The 17670-nt window shown below is 72.7% G+C and carries 16 protein-coding genes and 1 pseudogene; 7 read left to right on the top strand and 10 right to left on the bottom strand.

The window, feature by feature from the left end; all coding sequences use genetic code 11:
* The first annotated feature begins 1 nt into the window (after position 1).
* The gene (locus IG88_RS0126520) at positions 2-862 is read left to right on the top strand and encodes a phosphatase PAP2 family protein (protein ID WP_037836745.1); all 861 of its coding nucleotides are present in this window, start codon (positions 2-4) and stop codon (positions 860-862) included.
* A 55-nt stretch (positions 863-917) separates the two neighbouring features.
* Here IG88_RS0126520 and IG88_RS0126525 read toward each other — a convergent pair whose 3' ends face one another.
* Positions 918-3920, bottom strand: coding sequence for a bifunctional [glutamine synthetase] adenylyltransferase/[glutamine synthetase]-adenylyl-L-tyrosine phosphorylase (locus tag IG88_RS0126525; RefSeq protein WP_031046181.1), 3003 nt, complete (start codon positions 3918-3920; stop codon positions 918-920).
* 201 nt (positions 3921-4121) lie between these two features.
* On the opposite strand from IG88_RS0126525, the gene IG88_RS0126530 reads away from it, so the two are divergent.
* Positions 4122-4565 carry a VOC family protein gene (locus IG88_RS0126530; RefSeq protein ID WP_031046185.1) on the top strand — a complete coding sequence of 148 codons (444 nt, stop codon included), beginning with the start codon at positions 4122-4124 and terminating at the stop codon, positions 4563-4565.
* Between the two features lie 47 nt (positions 4566-4612).
* Here IG88_RS0126530 and IG88_RS0126535 read toward each other — a convergent pair whose 3' ends face one another.
* Positions 4613-5239, bottom strand: a complete 627-nt coding sequence (locus tag IG88_RS0126535) for a DUF305 domain-containing protein (protein ID WP_031046188.1) — start codon at positions 5237-5239, stop codon at positions 4613-4615.
* Complete coding sequence (locus IG88_RS0126540; protein WP_031046190.1) at positions 5236-5910, bottom strand: DUF3105 domain-containing protein; 675 nt, start codon at positions 5908-5910, stop codon at positions 5236-5238. Before IG88_RS0126540 ends, IG88_RS0126535 begins: the two co-directional genes overlap by 4 nt.
* Before the next feature lie 291 nt (positions 5911-6201).
* Here IG88_RS0126540 and glnA point away from each other — a divergent pair, with 291 nt between their 5' ends.
* A complete protein-coding gene (glnA, locus tag IG88_RS0126545) occupies positions 6202-7563 on the top strand; it encodes a type I glutamate--ammonia ligase (protein WP_031046192.1) in 1362 nt (453 codons plus the stop codon).
* A gap of 67 nt (positions 7564-7630) precedes the next feature.
* Here the strand turns inward: glnA and IG88_RS41665 are convergent, their stop codons facing one another.
* Together IG88_RS41665 and IG88_RS44490 are read right to left on the bottom strand one after the other, a co-directional pair.
* Positions 7631-8539: a hypothetical protein gene (locus IG88_RS41665; protein WP_078861622.1), complete on the bottom strand. Its 909-nt coding sequence runs from the start codon at positions 8537-8539 to the stop codon at positions 7631-7633.
* Between the two features lie 2 nt (positions 8540-8541).
* Positions 8542-9402, bottom strand: a complete 861-nt coding sequence (locus IG88_RS44490; RefSeq protein ID WP_234332312.1) for a WD40 repeat domain-containing protein — start codon at positions 9400-9402, stop codon at positions 8542-8544.
* Between the two features lie 50 nt (positions 9403-9452).
* Between IG88_RS44490 and IG88_RS44985 the strand changes: the two genes are divergently transcribed.
* Complete coding sequence (locus IG88_RS44985; protein WP_267884669.1) at positions 9453-9575, top strand: hypothetical protein; 123 nt, start codon at positions 9453-9455, stop codon at positions 9573-9575.
* A gap of 320 nt (positions 9576-9895) precedes the next feature.
* Here the strand turns inward: IG88_RS44985 and IG88_RS44495 are convergent.
* The 5 genes and pseudogenes from IG88_RS44495 to IG88_RS0126575 form a co-directional block, all read right to left on the bottom strand.
* Positions 9896-10627: pseudogene (locus IG88_RS44495) on the bottom strand (serine/threonine-protein kinase); the annotation flags it as partial.
* Positions 10624-10833: a DUF397 domain-containing protein gene (locus tag IG88_RS0126560; RefSeq protein ID WP_031046196.1), complete on the bottom strand. Its 210-nt coding sequence runs from the start codon at positions 10831-10833 to the stop codon at positions 10624-10626. The gene IG88_RS0126560 and the pseudogene IG88_RS44495, both read right to left, overlap by 4 nt.
* On the bottom strand, positions 10830-11681 hold the full coding sequence (locus IG88_RS0126565) for a helix-turn-helix domain-containing protein (RefSeq protein ID WP_031046198.1): 852 nt from the start codon (positions 11679-11681) through the stop codon (positions 10830-10832). The genes IG88_RS0126560 and IG88_RS0126565 overlap by 4 nt, the downstream gene beginning before the upstream one ends.
* 358 nt (positions 11682-12039) lie before the next feature.
* Positions 12040-13266 carry an MFS transporter gene (locus IG88_RS0126570; RefSeq protein ID WP_031046201.1) on the bottom strand — a complete coding sequence of 409 codons (1227 nt, stop codon included), beginning with the start codon at positions 13264-13266 and terminating at the stop codon, positions 12040-12042.
* Between the two features lie 105 nt (positions 13267-13371).
* Positions 13372-14424: an endonuclease/exonuclease/phosphatase family protein gene (locus IG88_RS0126575; RefSeq protein ID WP_031046204.1), complete on the bottom strand. Its 1053-nt coding sequence runs from the start codon at positions 14422-14424 to the stop codon at positions 13372-13374.
* A gap of 306 nt (positions 14425-14730) precedes the next feature.
* Here IG88_RS0126575 and panB point away from each other — a divergent pair, with 306 nt between their 5' ends.
* The 3 genes from panB to IG88_RS0126590 all read left to right on the top strand — a co-directional run bounded on the left by panB (position 14731) and on the right by IG88_RS0126590 (position 17668).
* Positions 14731-15606 (top strand): 3-methyl-2-oxobutanoate hydroxymethyltransferase, encoded by an 876-nt coding sequence (gene panB / locus IG88_RS0126580; protein ID WP_031046206.1) that lies wholly within the window; start codon positions 14731-14733, stop codon positions 15604-15606.
* Between the two features lie 200 nt (positions 15607-15806).
* Entirely contained in the window at positions 15807-16838 is a 1032-nt protein-coding gene (locus IG88_RS0126585) for an ATP-binding cassette domain-containing protein (protein ID WP_031046210.1), read from the top strand.
* Positions 16835-17668 carry an ABC transporter permease gene (locus IG88_RS0126590; RefSeq protein ID WP_031046212.1) on the top strand — a complete coding sequence of 278 codons (834 nt, stop codon included), beginning with the start codon at positions 16835-16837 and terminating at the stop codon, positions 17666-17668. Before IG88_RS0126585 ends, IG88_RS0126590 begins: the two co-directional genes overlap by 4 nt.
* Positions 17669-17670: the final 2 nt, after the last annotated feature.

Consider the following 17670-nt stretch of genomic DNA (forward strand, 5'->3'; position numbering starts at 1 on the left):
TATGGGTGACGCGACCGTGAGGACTGGGGAACGCCTTGAGGACGGCGTTCCGCACCCCGTCACCAGGACGACGGGGAAGGGACTCCTGCGCCGGCTGCGCACCCCGCGTCGGCCACGCCTGTGGTTCGAGATCCTGCTGATCGCGCTCAGTTACTGGACGTACTCCCTGGTCCGCAACGCGGTGCCGGAGCAGCGGACGGCGGCGCTGCGCAACGCCGACTGGATCTGGCGCGTCGAGCAGCAGCTCGGCATCGCCGTCGAGGAGAGCGTCAACCACGCCGTGAACTCGGTGACCTGGCTGATCGTCGGCATGAACTACTACTACGCCACGCTGCACTTCGTGGTGACGCTCGGTGTCCTGGTGTGGCTCTACCGCAGCCATCCCGGCCGTTACGCGGCGACCCGGCTGGTCCTGTTCGCGACGACCGGTGTGGCCCTGGCCGGCTACTACCTGTATCCGCTCGCGCCTCCCCGGCTGATGAACGGCGGGCACTTCATCGACACGGTGATGGTCCACGAGACCTGGGGGTCGATGGCCTCCGGGGACCTGAAGAACATGTCCAACCAGTACGCCGCGATGCCGTCGATGCACATCGGGTGGTCGGTGTGGTGCGGACTGACGGTCTTCGCGCTGGCGTCGGTGCCGTGGGTGCGGGTGCTGGGGATGGTGTACCCGGTGCTGACGCTGGTGGTGATCGTGGCGACGGCGAACCACTTCTGGCTGGACGCGGTGGGGGGTGTGGCGTGCCTGGCCTTCGGCTACGCGGTGGCTGTCGCGTGGTACGGGAGGCTGCCGTACGCGCTGCCGCGTCTCGTGCCGGCCGCCGCGCGGCGAAGGGCGTGGTCGCCGGGGCGGGCGTAGCCCGCGGCCACGGGCCGCCGTGCCCGCGGCCGGCCGTGCCCGCGGCCGGGCGGCCTCACGCGTAGAACAGCTCCTCCACCACCGTCCGGGCCCGGCGGGCCGTGCGGCGGTACTCGTCGAGCATGTCGCCCGCGTGGCCCGAGCCGTGGCCGAGGTAGCGGCCGACGGCCGCCAGTTCCCGGGGGTCCGTCGGGAAGGTGTCCCCGGCCCGGCCGCGCACCAGCATCACCGCGTTGCGCACCCGCGTCGCCAGCACCCACGCCTCGTCGAGGATCTCGGCGTGCTCGGCCGACACGAACCCCGCGTCCCGGGCGGCGGCCAGCGCCGTGCGCGTCCCGGTGGTGCGCAGCCCGGCGACCTCGTGCCCGTGCCGCAACTGGAGCAACTGCACGGTCCACTCCACGTCGGAGAGCCCGCCGGGCCCGAGTTTGGCGTGCAGTTTGGGGTCGGCGCCGCGCGGCAGCCGCTCGGACTCCATGCGGGCCTTCAGCCGCCGGATCTCCCGCACGGCGTCCTCGGTGAGCCCGCCTGCCGGGTAGCGCAGGGGGTCGACCAGCTCGATGAAACGCCGCCCCAGGTCCTCGTCCCCGGCGACGAACTCGGCCCGCAGCAGGGCGTGCGACTCCCACCCGAGGGACCAGCGCCGGTAGTAGGCCTCGTACGACTTCAGGGTCCGCACCAGCGGCCCCGACCTGCCCTCGGGCCGCAGGTCGGCGTCGATCAGCAGCGGCGGGTCGGCGCTGGGCACCTGGAGCAGGCGGCGCATCTCGGAGACGACCTTGTTGGCGGCGTCCCCCGCCTCCCGCTCGCCCACCCCGTCGCGGGGCTCGTGCACGAAGAGCACGTCCGCGTCGGAGCCGTAGCCCAGCTCGCGTCCCCCGAAGCGGCCCATGCCGATGACCGCGAAGCGGGTCGGCAGGACGTCGCCCCACCGGTCCCGCACCACCGCCCGCAGCGTGCCCGCCAGGGTCGCCGCCGTCAGGTCGGACACCGCGCCGCCGACCAGGTCCACCAGGGCGCCCTGGTCGGCCTCGACGGGCTGCGCCTCGGTGCCGTAGGAGCCGACGATGTCGGCGGCGGCCGTGCGGAACAGTTCCCGGCGCCGCACGCCGCGCACCGCGGTGACGGCCTGTACGGCGTCGTCGGCGCGGCGGACCGCGGCGAGGGTCTCCTGCTCCAGGGCGGCCCGGCCGCGCGGCCGCAGTCCCCCGGCGACGCCGTCGCCGAGCAGCGCGACGGCCTCCGGGGCCCGCATCAGCAGGTCGGGGGCGAGCCGCCCGGCGGACAGGACCCGGGCGAGGTTCTCGGCGGCGGCGCCCTCGTCGCGCAGCAGCCTGAGGTACCAGGGGGTGGTGCCGAGCGCGTCGGAGACCTTGCGGAAGTTGAGCAGCCCGGTGTCCGGGTCGGCGGAGTCGGCGAACCAGCCGAGCAGCACGGGCAGCAGGGTGCGCTGGATGGCCGCCTTGCGCGTGACGCCGGACGCCAGCGCCTCCAGGTGCCTGAGCGCGGCGGCCGGGTCGGCGTACCCGAGGGCGACCAGGCGCTCCCGGGCGGCCTCGGGGCTCAGCCGGGCCTCGCCGGGGGCGAGCTGGGCGACGGCGTCGAGCAGCGGCCGGTAGAACAGCTTCTCGTGCAGCCGGCGCACGACGGAGGCGTGCCGCTTCCAGGCGCGCAGCAGCCCGCTCACCGGGTCGGTGCGCAGGCCCAGCGAGCGGCCGAGGCGGCGCAGGTCGGCCTCGTCCTCGGGGACGAGGTGGGTGCGGCGCAGCCGGTGGAGCTGGATGCGGTGCTCCATGGAGCGCAGGAAGCGGTACGCCTCCTCGAGCTGGGCGGCGTCGGTCCGGCCGACGTAGCCGCCGGCGGCGAGGGCCTCCAGCGCGTCCAGGGTCGTGCCGCTGTGCAGGGAGGTGTCGGCCCGCCCGTGCACGAGCTGGAGGAGCTGCACGGCGAACTCGACGTCCCTGAGGCCGCCGGGGCCGAGCTTGAGCTGCCGGTCGACCTCGGCGACGGGGATGGTCTCCACCACCCGGCGGCGCATCTTCTGCACGTCCGGGACGAAGTTCTCGCGGTCGGCGGCCTGCCAGACCAGGGGCTGGAGCGCGGCGACGTACTCGGCGCCGAGTCCCGGGTCGCCGGCCACCGGGCGGGCCTTGAGCAGCGCCTGGAACTCCCAGGTCTTGGCCCAGCGCTGGTAGTAGGCGACGTGGCTGCTGAGGGTGCGCACCAGGGGGCCGTTGCGCCCCTCGGGGCGCAGGTTGGCGTCGACGGGCCAGATGGAGCCCTCGACGGTCGTCTCGGAGCAGATCCGCATCATGTGCGAGGCGAGCGCGGTCGCGGACCGCAGCGCCTTGGCCTCGTCGGCGTCGGGGCCGGTGTCCGCCGCCTCGCCGACGAAGATCACGTCGACGTCGGAGACGTAGTTCAGCTCGTGGCCGCCGCACTTGCCCATCGCGATCACCGCGAGCCGGCACCGCGCCGCGTCCTCGGGCGCGGCCGCCTCGGCGAGGGCCAGGGCGGCGCGCAGGGTGGCGGTGGCGAGGTCGGCCAGCTCGGCGGCGGTCTCGGCGACGTCGATGGTGCCGCACACGTCGCGGGCGGCGATGGACAGCAGGCAGCGCCGGTAGGCGACGCGCAGGGAGACCGGGTCGGTGGCCTCGGCGAGCCCCCGCTCGAACTCCTCGACCCCGCGGTGCAGGTCCCGCGGCTCGAACGTCACCAGGGCCTGCCAGTCCCCGGCGTGCCGGGCGAGGTGGTCGCCGAGCGCCTCGCTGGCGCCGAGCACCCCGAGGAGACGGTCGCGCAGCGGCTTGGCCGCTATCAGGGTGTCCAGCAGCTCCCGCCGGGCGGTGGGGCCGGGCTGCGCCTCCAGGAGCCGTACCAGCCCGTGCAGGGCCAGGTCGGGGTCGGCGGTGGCGCCCAGCGCGTCGAGCAGGACGGGATCGGCGCGCAGCTCGGCCAGCTCGGCGCCGTCGAGGAGCCGTTCGGCGGCGGAGGGGTCGGTGAACCCGTGCCGCAGCAGCCGCGTGAAGGTACTGCTCCTGCGCCCCGGCGCCGTCATCTCGGCCTCCTGTCGGACTGTGCGGGCCACGTGCCCTGGGGATCAAGGTCGTACAGGTGAGCGTAACCGGGCAGCGGCGGGTGAGCTCCGAAGAGTGACGCTTCCCGGTCCCGGTGGTCCGGGCCGGGCCCGTGGGTCATGTTGTACCCGAACGGACCGGCACAACGGACAAAGGCACCACAGGGGCCGAAGGAGTCACGCATGGACTTCACGCTCGAAGTCATCCCCCTTCCCGTCACCGACGTCGACCGCGCGCGGGACTTCTACCGCGACAAGGTCGGCTTCCACGTCGACGTCGACGTCGACCTCATGCCCGGGAAGCGCATCGTCCAGCTCACTCCCCCGGGTTCCGGCTGCTCGATCGCCCTGGGTGACGCGCCCTGGGACATGGCGCAGGGCGGGCCCCGGCCGCAGCCGGGTTCCTACCAGGCCCTCACGCTCTGCGTCGGCGACATCAAGGCGGCCCACGCGGAGCTGACGGCGCGGGGCCTGGAGGTCTCGGAGCCGGTCCAGTACGCCCCCGACGACGGGGCGACCTTCATGTACTTCCAGGACCCGGACGGCAACGGCTGGGCGATCCAGGAGTACCGGCGCCGCGTGACCGAACCGCTGCACAAGGTGCTGGCCGACCTCCGGCACGGCTGACGACCGGCGGCGCGGCCCGGCCGGGGCGGGCACGGGGCGGTTCGCCCTCACGGCCGCGGTTTCGCGCCCCGCTCGGCCAGCAGGTCGGCCATCAGCCGGATCTCCGACTCCTGCGACTCCACCATGCCCCGGGCCAGCCGCTTCTCCACGCCGACCGTGCACCGCTCGACGCACCCCTTCGCCATGTGGACGCCGCCCTTGTGGTGCTCGGTCATGAGCTGGAGGTAGTAGACCTCGGCCTGCCTGCCGTTCAGCGTCCCGAGCTTCTTCATCTCGGCGTCGGTGGCCATCCCCGGCATCAGCGAGCCCTCACCGGCCGAGGGCGCGTCGCCCATGCCCATCCAGGTCATCGGCGGGTCGGACGACACCTTGGGCAGCGCCCACAGGTCGAGCCAGCCGATCAGCATGCCGCGCTGGTTGGCCTGGGTCTGCGCGATGTCGTACGCGAGCCGCCGCACCTCCTCGTCGTCGGTGCGGTCGCGGACGACGTACGACATCTCCACGGCCTGCTGGTGGTGGACCGACATGTCCCGGGCGAATCCGGCGTCCGCGGAGCCGGCGGCCGGCACCTCGCTTCCGCCGTCGTCCCCGGCGACCGCGTAGGTGATGCCGCCGGCCGCGACGAGCACCGCCGCCGCGGCCCCGACGGTCCACCCGGTCCGTTTCGGGGTCACTGGGACAGCCCGTTGGTGCACGCGGCCCCCGGCTCGGGGGTCTGCTCGCCCTGGACGAACTTCTCGAAGAACTTGTCCACGTTCGGGTCGTCGGCACCGGTCACCGTGCGCTGGTGCCCCCAGGCGGACAGCACGATCGGGTCCTTCTGCTTGTCGTCGGGGCTCATCAGCGAGTACGGGGTCTTCTTGACCTTGGCGGCCAGCTTCTCGACGTCGGCCTCGGGCGCCTTGTCGGTGTACGTCACCCAGACGGCGCCGTGCTCCAGGGAGTGCACGGCGTTCTCGTTGTTCAGCGGCTTGGTGTAGACGTCGCCGTTGCAGTTCATCCACACCTGGTTGTGGTCGCCGCCGACGGGGGGTTCGACGGGGTAGGTCACCTTCTCGGTGACGTGGTTGCGGCCCAGGTCGCCGTCCCAGGTGCGCAGTCCGTCCGCGCCGGTGACGAACTTGCCGGAGGTCTTCGTCCCGTCGCCCTTGGACTCCATGCCGTCGGAGTCGTCCGACTGCGACCGTACGAGGACGACGCCGCCGACGACGAGACCGGCGACGACCACGGTGCTGAGCGCGATCGCCAGGATCTTCCTCCGGCGGTCGCGGGCCTCCTCGGCACGCCGCATCTCGGCTATGCGGGCCTGGCGCGCCGTGCTGCTGCTCTTCTTGGCGGAACCCATGGGGTGCTGCCCTTCTGGGAAGGAATCTCGGGACGGAGGAGCGGTGAGGGTCCGCTGATCGTAATGGCGCGGGGCCCGTCCTTCGTAGGGCGGGCACAGGATCTGTCGCGGCCGGGGCCCAGGAATGGCCCGATCGAACAGGTGGCCTCTACGCTGCGGTCACGGGGTGGGCCGGTGAGACAGGTCGGCAACGCCCACGCAATGGCGCTGTGGTGTGATGCTCACGTGCCCGACCGCCTCCCGCCGTACCGGAGACAGGCGGCCTGACCAGCAAGGATGGGGAAGCGGAAGATGGACAAGCAGCAGGAGTTCGTGATCCGGACGCTGGAGGAGCGCGACATCCGGTTCGTACGTCTGTGGTTCACGGACGTACTGGGCTTCCTCAAGTCCGTGGCCGTGGCCCCGGCCGAGCTGGAGCAGGCCTTCGACGAGGGCATCGGTTTCGACGGCTCCGCGATCGAGGGCTTCGCCCGGGTCTACGAGTCCGACATGATCGCCAAGCCGGACCCGTCGACGTTCCAGGTCCTGCCCTGGCGCGCGGAGGCCCCCGGCACGGCCCGCATGTTCTGCGACATCCTCATGCCGGACGGCTCGCCGTCCTTCGCGGACCCCAGGTACGTGCTCAAGCGCGCCCTGGCCCGCACCTCCGACCTGGGCTTCACCTTCTACACGCACCCCGAGATCGAGTTCTTCCTGCTGAAGGACAAGCCGGTCGACGGCTCGGTGCCGACCCCCGCCGACAACTCCGGCTACTTCGACCACACCCCGCAGAACATCGGCATGGACTTCCGCCGCCAGGCGATCACGATGCTGGAGTCGATGGGCATCTCGGTGGAGTTCTCCCACCACGAGGGCGCCCCGGGCCAGCAGGAGATCGACCTGCGCTACGCGGACGCGCTCTCCACGGCCGACAACATCATGACGTTCCGCCTGGTCATGAAGCAGGTGGCGCTGGAGCAGGGCCTCCAGGCCACGTTCATGCCGAAGCCGTTCTCGGAGTACCCCGGCTCGGGCATGCACTCGCACCTGTCCCTCTTCGAGGGCGACCGCAACGCGTTCTACGAGTCCGGCGCCGAGTACCAGCTCTCGAAGGTCGGCCGCTCCTTCATCGCGGGCCTGCTGCGGCACGCGGCGGAGACGTCCGCGGTCACCAACCAGTGGGTGAACTCCTACAAGCGCATCTGGGGCGGCACGGAGCGTACGGCGGGCGCGGGCGGCGAGGCGCCGTCGTACATCTGCTGGGGCCACAACAACCGCTCGGCCCTGGTCCGCGTCCCGATGTACAAGCCCGGCAAGACCGGCTCGGCCCGCGTCGAGGTCCGCTCCATCGACTCCGGCGCCAACCCGTACCTCACCTACGCCGTCCTGCTGGCCGCCGGCCTCAAGGGCATCGAGGAGGGCTACGAACTCCCGCCGGGCGCCGAGGACGACGTCTGGGCCCTGTCCGACGCGGAACGCCGCGCCCTGGGCATCGAGCCCCTCCCCCAGAACCTGGGCGAGGCCCTGGCCCTGATGGAACGCAGCGACCTGGTCGCCGAGACCCTGGGCGAGCACGTGTTCGACTTCTTCCTCCGCAACAAGCGCCAGGAGTGGGAGGAGTACCGGTCCCAGGTCACCGCGTTCGAACTGCGGAAGTCACTGCCGGTGCTGTAGGGCGGACCGGGGGTGCGCCGGACGGCCGCCCCGCGGACCGGGGGTGCGCCGGACGGCCACCCCCGGTTCAGTCGTGCGGGACCTCCTCGGTCACGGTCTCACCGAACCGCCACGAGCCCCGGTTTCCCAGGGCCTCCGCGCGCAGCCCCATTTCCCAGGCGATGCGCGCGGCCCGCTGCTGGGGGACGTCGGGGTACTCCTCGGGCTGGACCTTGACACAGCCGCGCCGGTCGGTGGGTTGGGTGCGCAGCACTTCGCGCAGCTTCTGCTCCTGCTCATCCGGCGTGCTGGAGTCGCCGGTGACGTGCCGGTGCACCGTGCCCGCGCCGGCAGGGCGCTTGCGTTCCTCCCGCCGGCTCGCGGCGTCCGAGCCGCGCCATGCCATCCACCCGACCGCACCGAGCGCGGCGAGACCTGCCGCCCCCGCGCCGATCAGCTCACCGGTGGCGTCCGCCTGCCCCGGCGTCCGGGGGCGGAGTGCGCCTTCCGGGTCCGCGATCACGGTCAGTTCCTGGCCGACGTCGTAGAGGTCGGTCGTCGTCTCCAGCTCCGGCCCGGGCACGCGGGAGCCGTCCTTGCGCCGCAGCTCGTAGTGGGAGTGGCGGGCCTTGCGTCCCTCAGCCGGGTCGAGCCGCTCCTTCACCACCGTGGCCGTGACCTCTTCGCCGCGCTGCTGCAGGGTCAGGTCGTCGCGCCCCAGGTCGAAGACGTACACCGACATCACCGAGGTGACCACGACGAACAGCGCCGCGTACGTGCCGGACTCCCGGGCACCGAGCCCGCGGATCAGGGCGAGGAGCAGCAGTCCGTGCACGACCCACAGAGCGGTCTCGACGAAGGGCCCGGTTCCGCCGACGAGGAGGAACATCGCCGCGATCACGGCGATCGTGTAGCAACCGATGCCGACCGCGAGCAGGACGGGATGCTTCGCACGCCTCCCGCGGGCCTCGTTCCGTGCCTGCCGCACACTGGTCACGCTCAACGAGCGGCCCCCGCGGGCACCTTCCACAGGCGTACGCCGTGGTTCGCCCCGGGGTTGTCCGGGGGGCCGTACTCGTCCGGGGCGCCGGAGTCGTCGTCGGGCTCGTCGACGCCGCCGAGGGTGGTGCCGGCGAGGAGGCGACCGTCGGGGCTGAAGGCCAGCTCCTGGATCTCGTCGTCGCCGTAGCCGCTGTCGTCGTCGGACAGGATGGCGCTCGGCCTGCGGTCGGCCAGGTTCCACAGCAGCACCCCGCCGTCGGCGGTGACGGCGAGGCTCCGGCCGTCGGGGCTGAAGGCCAGGTCCCGGGCCTCGACGCGGTCGTTGGCGAGGGTTGCCTCGAGGCGGCCCGTGGCCACGTCCCACAGCCGGACGTCGCTGTGCGGTCCGCCGGTGGCGAGGGTCTTGCCGTCGGGACTGAACGCGACGGCGTAGGTGACGTCGTCGAGGGCGAGGGTGCGGCGGGGGTCGCCCTGGCCGCGGGGCTCCGGGTCGATCCGGGTCAGGTCCCACAGCTTGGCCGGCTCGTTGTTCGGGTAGCTGCGCCTGTCGGAGGGGTCGCCGACGGTGGCGAGGGCCTTCCCGTCGGGGCTGAACGCCACGTCCGTCGTGCGCACCTCCTGTGTGAAGTGGGCACGCGCCTCCTCGCTGCGGCTGTCGACGTCCCACAGTTCGGAGCCGACGATGTCGCCGAGGGCGATCCGCTTGCCGTCGGGGCTGAGGGCGATGGCGTACGCGTGTTCCTCGATGCGGCGGATCTCCCTGCGCCCCGCCACGTCCCAGACGCCGACCAGGTTGTTGTAGGTCCTCGCGGCCAGCGTCTTCCCGTCGGCACTGAACGCCACGTTGAGGACGCTCATCGGCCCCCCGCCGGTCCTTCTCGGTGAGCGTGGCGCTCACCTTGCGCGTGGTGACGTCCCAGAGCCTGATCCTGCCGTCCTCGCCGCCGGTGGCGAGCGTCCTTCCGTCCCGGCCGAACGCGATGCCGGTGCTCCCCTCGGCGAAGATGTCGGTCGCCGCGACGACGGGGTAGGGCTGCTTCTTCTTCGAGGGGCCGTCCGAGGACGGCAGCAGCACCGCGACCAGTACGGCGACCAGGGCGACGACCCCGACGACGCCGAGCAGGGCGGCGTACGGCGGTGTGGACGGGGGCGCGAGGCCGGTGTCCGGGGCCGGGGTGCGCGCCGGGGCGGTGGCGGTGGGCGCGTCCGGGCCGGTCGCCGGGGGCGCGGAGACGACGGTGGGGGTGCGGCCGTCGTCGAACTCCCCGTTCGCGGCCCGGCCGCAGAGCCGGACCACGTCGGCGGGCGTCGGCCGCCGGGCCGGGTCCTTCTCCAGGCAGAGCGCCACGACGCCGCGCACGGACTCGGGACAGCCGTCGAGGTCGGGGGCCGCTTCGAGGATCCGGTACGCCACGCCGTGGTCACTGCCGCCGCCGAACGCGAGCCGTCCGGTGGCGGCGAAGTGGGCGACGAGGCCGAGCGCGAAGACGTCACCGGCCTCGGTGACCTCCTGCCCCCGGATGTACTCGGGTGCCATGTAGGCGGGGGTCCCCGCGCGCATCCCCGTGGCGGTCAGGGCGGTGACGTCCGCGGCGCGGGCGATGCCGAAGTCGATGACCTTGGGCCCGTCCGAGGTGAGGACGATGTTGGAGGGCTTCAGGTCGCGGTGGATCACTCCGGCGGCGTGGATCGCCTCCAGCGCCTCGGCGACTCCGGCCGTCAGCGCGAGCACCTCGGCGGCGGGCAGCGGTCCCCGTTCGCCGACGGCCTGCTGGAGGGAGGGCCCGGGGGCGTAGGCCGTGGCCAGCCAGGGCTCGTCGGCGTCCAGGTCCGCCGCGACGACGGGCACGGTGTAGAGACCCTGCACGCGCCGGGCCGCCGCGACCTCCAGCGCGAACCGCCTGCGGAACTCCGGGTCGGCGGCGTACGCCCGGTGGACGACCTTGACGGCCACGGCGCTCCCGGCGGGCGTACGTCCGAGGTAGACGCGGCCCATCCCGCCCTCGCCCAGCAGCCGCTCCAGCCGGTAGTGACCGATCTCGGCGGGTATGCCGCCGGCGGGGCGGGAGGCACGGTCCGTCATTCCGCGAGCGTCCCGGCCACGAACCTCGTCCACGTCGCCGGGCCGACGGCGAGGCGGGGGCCGTCCGGGCGCTTGGAGTCGCGGATGTGGACGGTGGCGGGCGTTCTCGCCACCTCGACGCAGTCGCTGGGGTTGCTGGTGTCGCTGTAGCTGCTCTTGAACCATGCCAGGTCGGCGAGGTGTACGGATGTGTCCTTACCGGTCATGTCTCCCCCAGCAGTTGTTGGATGAAGGCCACCGACTCCCTGACGGGCAGCGCCTCGGCCCGGATACTGCCATAACGCAGTTCGAGGATGCGCAACTGCCGGGGGTCCGTGACCGGCCGACCGCCGAACTCGTCGTCGGCGCGGCCGACCGCGGTGCCGTCGTCGAACTTGAGCACCTGCATCCGCCCACCTCCCGGATGGTCACCGCGGGACGTCGGCATCACCTGGATCTCCACGTGCCGCAACTGCTGCACTTCCAGCAGGTGTTCGAGCTGGCGCCGCAGAACCATCATGCCTCCCACCGGCCGCCTGAGGGTCGCCTCCTCCTGGACAAAACTGAGTTCCGGCGCCGGGTCCCGTTCGAGCATCGCCTTGCGGCCCATCCGTGCGGCGACAGCGCTCTCCACCTCGTCGTCGGTGAGGGCCGGTCGCCGCCGGCCCAGCAGTGCCCGCGCGTACTCCTCGGTCTGGAGAAGCCCGTGCAGGCTGTAGCTGCCGTAGGAAAGCGACTCGACGGCCCGCGACTCCAGCTTCGCCAGGTCCCGCACCTGTTTGGGGTACCGGACCTTCTTCACGTCCTCCCAGGCCGCGGCGATGAGGCCGCCCGCCCGCAGCACCTGGTCGGCCTTCTCCAGGTACTCGCGCCGGGGGATCCGTTTCCCGCCCTCCACCTTGTAGACGAGGTCCTCCCCGTAGCCGACGGCCACCCCGAAGTCGCCCGCCCGCAGGCCCACCGCCTCGCGGCGCAGCCTCAACTGCCTCCCCACGGTGGTGAGGACGGCCACGCCCCACTCGTCGTCCGGGTCGACCTCCCAACCCGGCTCGTCCGCCTCGCCGTTCACCGACATCCGCACCCCTCCGTCCCACGCGTCGTATCGCGACGTGCGACACGGTAGAGGGAACGGCGACGCTGTGTGACGGGATGCGGTCACCCCGTCACCCGGACGTGCTGTCAGGGCAAGGCCGGTACGAGGGGTTCGACCTGGCGGAGGGTGGGGGCCGGGACACCCTGCACGCGGTGTTCGCCACCGGTCACAACACCCTCGCGCCGAGCGCGGGCGCCCGGCGGCGACCCGATAGCCGGACGCCTCGGGAACGGCCGTGGGCGGGTGCCGGGCGACAGACCCGTGCCGGGCACCGAGCATCGCCCGCACGCCCCGCACCCGGGTCACCCCCGCACCGGCGCGTCAACCGCGTACCGGCGCGTCACCGCCGTACCGCCTCCGTCTCCTCCGGCACGTGACCCGCGACCACGCGCTCGCGGACGGGTGCCGGGGCGAGGGAGGCGCGGCGGCGGTCCACCGCCCATGCCGTGCCCGCGACCGCGAGGCCCAGGACCGCGAGGGCGGCGCCCGCCGTCGCCGGGGAGGTGGCCCCGAATCCGGCGGCCAGGGCGAGGCCGCCGATCCAGGCGCCGCCGGCGTTGGCCAGGTTGAAGGCGGCCTGGTTGGCGGAAGAGGCGAGGGAGGGGGCGGCCGCGGCCTTCTCCATCACCATCAACTGGAGCGGGGACCCGGTGACGAAGGCGGCCATGCCGAGCAGGGCCACCGACGCGGCCGCCGTGACCGGCGTGCGCATCAGCAGGGGGAACAGCCCCAGCACCACGACGAGGGAGACCAGGCCCCCGAAGAGCGTGCCGCGCAGGGAGTGGTCGGCCAGGCGTCCGCCCAGCAGGTTGCCCGCGGTGGCGCCGACGCCGAAGAGGGCGAGCAGCAGCGTCACGCTGGTCTCGGCGAACCCGGCGGCGTCGGTGAGCATCGGGGTGATGTAGCTGTACGCGGCGAAGAGCGCGCCGAAGCCCGCGACCGTCGTGCCCAGCGCCAGCCAGACGGGCAGGGAGCGCAGGGCGGCCAGTTCGCCGCGCAGGCCGGCCGTGGGGGCGGGGGCGTGGTCGCGCGGGACGAGGACGGCCAGCGCCGCCATCGCCGCCACGCCGATCGCGCTCACGCCGAGGAAGGTGGCCCGCCAGCCGAGGTGCTGGCCCATGGCGGTGGCGGCGGGGACGCCGACGATGTTGGCGACGGTGAGGCCGAGGAACATCAGGGAGACGGAGCGGGCCCGGCGTTCCGGCGCGACCATGCCGGTGGCGACGACCGCGCCGACGCCGAAGAAGGCGCCGTGCGGCAGTCCGCTGACGAAGCGGGCGGCCAGCAGGGAGACCTCGCCGGGTGCGACGGCCGACAGGGCGTTGCCGAGGACGAAGAGTGCCATCAGGCCGATGAGGACCGTGCGGCGGGACATCCGGGTCGTCGCCGCGGCGAGCAGCGGGGCGCCGACGACGACGCCGATCGCGTAGGCGGAAACGAGGTGACCGGCGGTGGGGACGGAGATACCCAGGTCGTCCGCGACGTCGGGCAGCAGGCCCATCATCACGAACTCGGTGGTGCCGATGCCGAAGGCGCCCACGGCGAGGGCGAGCAGGGCCAGGGGCATGAAGGGTCTCGCCTTTCGAGAGCGGAGTGCGTACGGGTGAGGGGGACGACTGTATGTTCCCGTACGGAACAAAGACTCTCAGGGCGGGTATTCCGCAGGCGAATTTCAGGAGTCCGTTGTGTCGACCTTCACACGCGCGGCGATCGGAAGGTGGTCGCTGCCGGTCGCCGGGAGGGTCCAGCTCGTCGTGGGTTCGACGCCGGTGACCAGGATCTGGTCGATGCGGGCCATCGGGAAGGACGCGGGCCAACTGAAGCCGAAGCCGTCGCCCACGGCACCCTGCGGGGACCGCAGTTGCGCGGTGATGGCGGTGAGCGAGCGGTCGTTCATCGTGCCGTTCAGGTCGCCGAGGAGGATCTTGCGGGGCAGCTTCTCGTGGGAGATGGCCGCACCGAGGGCCTCGGCGCTCCGGTCCCGCTGCCGCGCGGTGAACCCGGCCTCCAGCTTCACCCGTACGGAGGGCAGGTGGGCGACGTAGACGGCGATCTGCCCGGACGGGGTGGTGACGGTGGCGCGCATCGCGCGCTTCCAGCCCATCTCGATGTCGACCGGCCGCACCGCGCTGATCGGGTACTTGCTCCACAGCCCGACAGTGCCGACGACCGCGTGGTGGGGGTACTTCTCCTCCAGCGCCTTCTCGTACGTCGGCACGGCGGACGCCTTCAGCTCCTCCAGGGCCAGTACGTCGGCGCCGGCCGCGGCGACGGCGCGGGCGGTGCCCGCCGGGTCGGCGTTGTCGGCGTTGACGTTGTGCGTGGCCACGGTGAGGTCGCCGCCGGAGCCGGTCTTGTCGAAGAGCAGACCGCCGAAGAGGTGGAGCCACACGCTCACCGGCAGCACCAGCGCGATCAGCGCCGTCGCCGACTTGCGCACCAGGGCGATCACCAGCAGGACGGGGACCAGCAGGCCGAACCACGGCAGGAAGGTCTCCGTGAGGCTGCCGAGGTTGCCGATGGTGTTGGGGATGCGCGAGTGGGCCGCCATGACCGCGGCCAGGAGGATCGCGACGACGGCGGTGACCAGGCCCCGGCGCCAGATCCGGCGGTCGCCGCGCCAGCCGCCGACCACCCGGCCGAGCAGGCGCCGAATCCGGGTCCCGCGGCGCTCGGGGCCCGAGTCGCCGCTGTCCGTATCCGTCATGTACGCCTGCTGCGCCATACCGTCGCCTCACTGCCTGCCGTGCACACCGTCGCCCCTGTGACTCAGCACCATAGGGGATGATCGGTTCCGATCCCGCCGTCCCTCGACGGCCGTACGGGCACGAGGACGAACGGGCCGCTCCGGGGAGTTCCTCCCGGCGCCCGGAGGTGCCCTTCTGTGACAGAACGGGCACATTTCGCCCCGTGGGCCCGGCCTGCCGCGTGACGAGGGCCCCACTAGCCGCCGGCCCGCTCCGGGTGCCACCATGGAAGGGATCCGGGGACGCCGTCAGGGCGCCTCGAGATGACATGAAGGAGCCGTGCCATGACGCAGCTTCCGGCTGCCCAGACGCCGCAGCCCAAGCCCGCCGAGGGGAACAGGGCGCTGTACGGCGGCAAGACCAACCGCCGAATCACCGTCCGGGACATCACCGCCGCCAAGGAGCGCGGCGAGAAGTGGCCCATGCTCACCGCGTACGACGCGATGACCGCCTCGGTCTTCGACGAGTCCGGCATCCCCGTGATGCTCGTCGGCGACTCCGCGGGCAACTGCCACCTCGGCTACGAGACCACCGTGCCGGTCACGCTGGACGAGATGACGATGCTCTCGGCCGCGGTCGTACGGGGCACCAGCCGCGCCCTGATCGTGGGCGACCTGCCCTTCGGTTCCTACCAGGAGGGCCCGGTGCAGGCGCTGCGCTCGGCGACCCGGCTGGTCAAGGAGGCCGGGGTCGGGGCGGTCAAGCTGGAGGGCGGCGAGCGCTCGCACCGGCAGATCGAGCTGCTGGTGGAGTCCGGCATCCCCGTGATGGCGCACATCGGCCTCACCCCGCAGTCCGTCAACGCCATGGGCTACCGGGTGCAGGGCCGCGGCGAGGAGGCGGCCCAGCAGTTGCTGCGCGACGCCAAGGCGGTGCAGGACGCCGGCGCCTTCGCGGTCGTCCTGGAGCTGGTGCCGGCCGAGCTGGCCGCCGAGGTGACCCGGACGCTGCACATCCCGACGGTCGGGATCGGCGCGGGCCCGGACACGGACGCCCAGGTACTGGTGTGGACCGACATGCTCGGGCTGACCGGCGGCCGGGTGCCGAAGTTCGTCAAGCAGTACGCCGACCTGCGCAAGGTCATGGGCGACGCGGCGAAGGCGTACGCCGAGGACGTCGTCGGCGGGACCTTCCCCGCCGACGAGCACTCCGTCCACTAGCAGACCACCGCGGTACGACCCCGGCCCCCGCCGATCTTCCCCCGTCGGCGGGGGCCGGCGGTTTCTCCGGGCCTCCTCGCCGTCCGCCCCGGCCCTTGCGGCGCGGACGGCGGGGCGCTGTCGGCGGGATGTCGGTGGCGCCGGGCGGCTGTCGGCGCACTGTCGGCGGTTTGTCGGTGGCTCCTGCCATCGTCTGGGGCATGAAGCGAATCGACGACATCCCCCGGGCCGCGGACAGCGCGGTCACCGTGCGGGGGCTGGTCAAGCACTACGGCGAGACCAAGGCGCTGGACGGCGTCGACCTGGACGTGCGCGAGGGCACCGTGATGGGCGTGCTCGGACCGAACGGCGCCGGCAAGACCACCCTCGTGCGCATCCTGTCCACCCTCATCACCCCCGACTCCGGCCAGGCCCTCGTCGCCGGCTACGACGTCGTACGCCAGCCGCGGCAACTGCGCCGGGTCATCGGGCTGACCGGGCAGTACGCCTCCGTGGACGAGAAGCTCCCCGGCCGGGAGAACCTGTACATGATCGGCCGGCTGCTCGACCTGCCCCGCCGGGACGCCCGCGCCCGCGCCGACGAGCTCCTGGAGCGGTTCTCGCTCACCGAGGCCGCCAAACGGCCCGCGTCCACGTACTCCGGCGGCATGCGGCGCCGGCTCGACCTGGCCGCCTCCATGATCGGGCGCCCGGCGGTGCTGTACCTGGACGAGCCCACCACGGGTCTGGACCCGCGCACCCGCAACGAGGTGTGGGACGAGGTCAAGCGCATGGTCGGCGACGGCGTGACCGTGCTGCTCACCACGCAGTACATGGAGGAGGCCGAGCAGCTCGCCTCCGAGCTGACCGTCGTGGACCGCGGCAAGGTCATCGCGAACGGCGGCATCGAGGAGCTGAAGGCCAAGGTCGGCGGCCGTACCCTGCGGGTCCGCCCGGCCGACCCGCTCCAGCTCCGCCCGCTCGCCGCCTACCTGGACGAACTCGGCATCACCGGACTCGCCCGCACCACGGTGGACACCGAGCGCGGTGCCGTCCTGGTGCCGATCCTCAGCGACGAGCAACTGACGGCCGTCGTCGGCGCGGTGACCGCGCGCGGCATCACCGTCTCCGCCGTCACCACCGAACTGCCCAGCCTGGACGAGGTGTTCCTGTCCCTCACCGGCCACCGTGCCAGTGCCCCGCAGGACCCCGCGCCCGCCCCCGACGACGCCCGCGAGGAGGTCGCCGTATGAGCGCCGCCACCGCCACCCCGACCGCACCCGCCCCCGCCCTCGAACCCGACGGGCGGATCTCGCTGCGCGCGCACGTGCGGCACACCGGCGCCCTGGTCCGCCGCAACCTGCTGTGGATCCGGCAGGACCCGGAGTCGATGTTCGACGCGCTGCTGATGCCGGTCGTCTTCACCCTGCTGTTCGTGTACGTCTTCGGCGGCTCCATCGGCCAGGCCCTGGGCGGCGGACAGGACGGCTACGTCCAGTACGTGATCCCCGGCATGATCGCGATGATGAGCATGACCCTGTCCCAGGGCGTCGGCACCGGCTTCAGCCAGGACTTCAACTCCGGCGTCATGGACCGCTTCCGGTCGCTGCCGATCGGGCGCGGCTCGGTGCTGTTCGCGAAGATCGCGGTGGAGATGCTGCGGATGCTGTTCGCGACGACCGTGCTGATGATCGTCGCCGTCCTGGTCGGCTTCGACATCGACCGCTGGGCCGGGCTGTTCGCCGCGGTGGGCCTGTCGGCGGTGTTCGCCTCGTCCATCATGTGGGTGTTCATCACCCTGGGCGTGGTCCTGAAGAACGCCCAGTCCGTGCAGGCCATGGGCTTCCTGGTGCTGTTCCCGCTGCAGTTCGGCTCGTCGATCTTCGCGCCGACGCAGTCGATGCCGGGCTGGCTGCAGGCCTTCACCGACTACAACCCGCTGTCCACGCTCGCCGACGCGGCGCGCGGGCTGATGGTGGGCGGCCCGGTCGCGCACGACCTGTGGATCACGCTCGGCTGGTCGGTGGCGATCACCGCGGTGATGGCGCCGGTCGCCATCCACAAGTTCCGCACCAAGACCTGAGC

The sequence above is a fragment of the Streptomyces sp. NRRL F-5650 genome (assembly GCF_000721365.1).
Lineage (GTDB): Bacteria > Actinomycetota > Actinomycetes > Streptomycetales > Streptomycetaceae > Streptomyces > Streptomyces ardesiacus.

What these genes read in the sequence shown, in the direction of transcription:
- IG88_RS0126520 (WP_037836745.1), top strand. Translation starts at nt 2, where the DNA reads ATGGGTGACGCGACCGTGAGGACTGGGGAACGCCTTGAGGACGGCGTT.
- IG88_RS0126525 (WP_031046181.1), bottom strand. Translation starts at nt 3,920, where the DNA reads ATGACGGCGCCGGGGCGCAGGAGCAGTACCTTCACGCGGCTGCTGCGG.
- IG88_RS0126530 (WP_031046185.1), top strand. Translation starts at nt 4,122, where the DNA reads ATGGACTTCACGCTCGAAGTCATCCCCCTTCCCGTCACCGACGTCGAC.
- IG88_RS0126540 (WP_031046190.1), bottom strand. Translation starts at nt 5,910, where the DNA reads ATGGGTTCCGCCAAGAAGAGCAGCAGCACGGCGCGCCAGGCCCGCATA.
- glnA (WP_031046192.1), top strand. Translation starts at nt 6,202, where the DNA reads ATGGACAAGCAGCAGGAGTTCGTGATCCGGACGCTGGAGGAGCGCGAC.
- IG88_RS44490 (WP_234332312.1), bottom strand. Translation starts at nt 9,402, where the DNA reads ATGAGCGTCCTCAACGTGGCGTTCAGTGCCGACGGGAAGACGCTGGCC.
- IG88_RS0126560 (WP_031046196.1), bottom strand. Translation starts at nt 10,833, where the DNA reads ATGACCGGTAAGGACACATCCGTACACCTCGCCGACCTGGCATGGTTC.
- IG88_RS0126565 (WP_031046198.1), bottom strand. Translation starts at nt 11,681, where the DNA reads ATGTCGGTGAACGGCGAGGCGGACGAGCCGGGTTGGGAGGTCGACCCG.
- IG88_RS0126570 (WP_031046201.1), bottom strand. Translation starts at nt 13,266, where the DNA reads ATGCCCCTGGCCCTGCTCGCCCTCGCCGTGGGCGCCTTCGGCATCGGC.
- IG88_RS0126575 (WP_031046204.1), bottom strand. Translation starts at nt 14,424, where the DNA reads ATGGCGCAGCAGGCGTACATGACGGATACGGACAGCGGCGACTCGGGC.
- panB (WP_031046206.1), top strand. Translation starts at nt 14,731, where the DNA reads ATGACGCAGCTTCCGGCTGCCCAGACGCCGCAGCCCAAGCCCGCCGAG.
- IG88_RS0126585 (WP_031046210.1), top strand. Translation starts at nt 15,807, where the DNA reads ATGAAGCGAATCGACGACATCCCCCGGGCCGCGGACAGCGCGGTCACC.
- IG88_RS0126590 (WP_031046212.1), top strand. Translation starts at nt 16,835, where the DNA reads ATGAGCGCCGCCACCGCCACCCCGACCGCACCCGCCCCCGCCCTCGAA.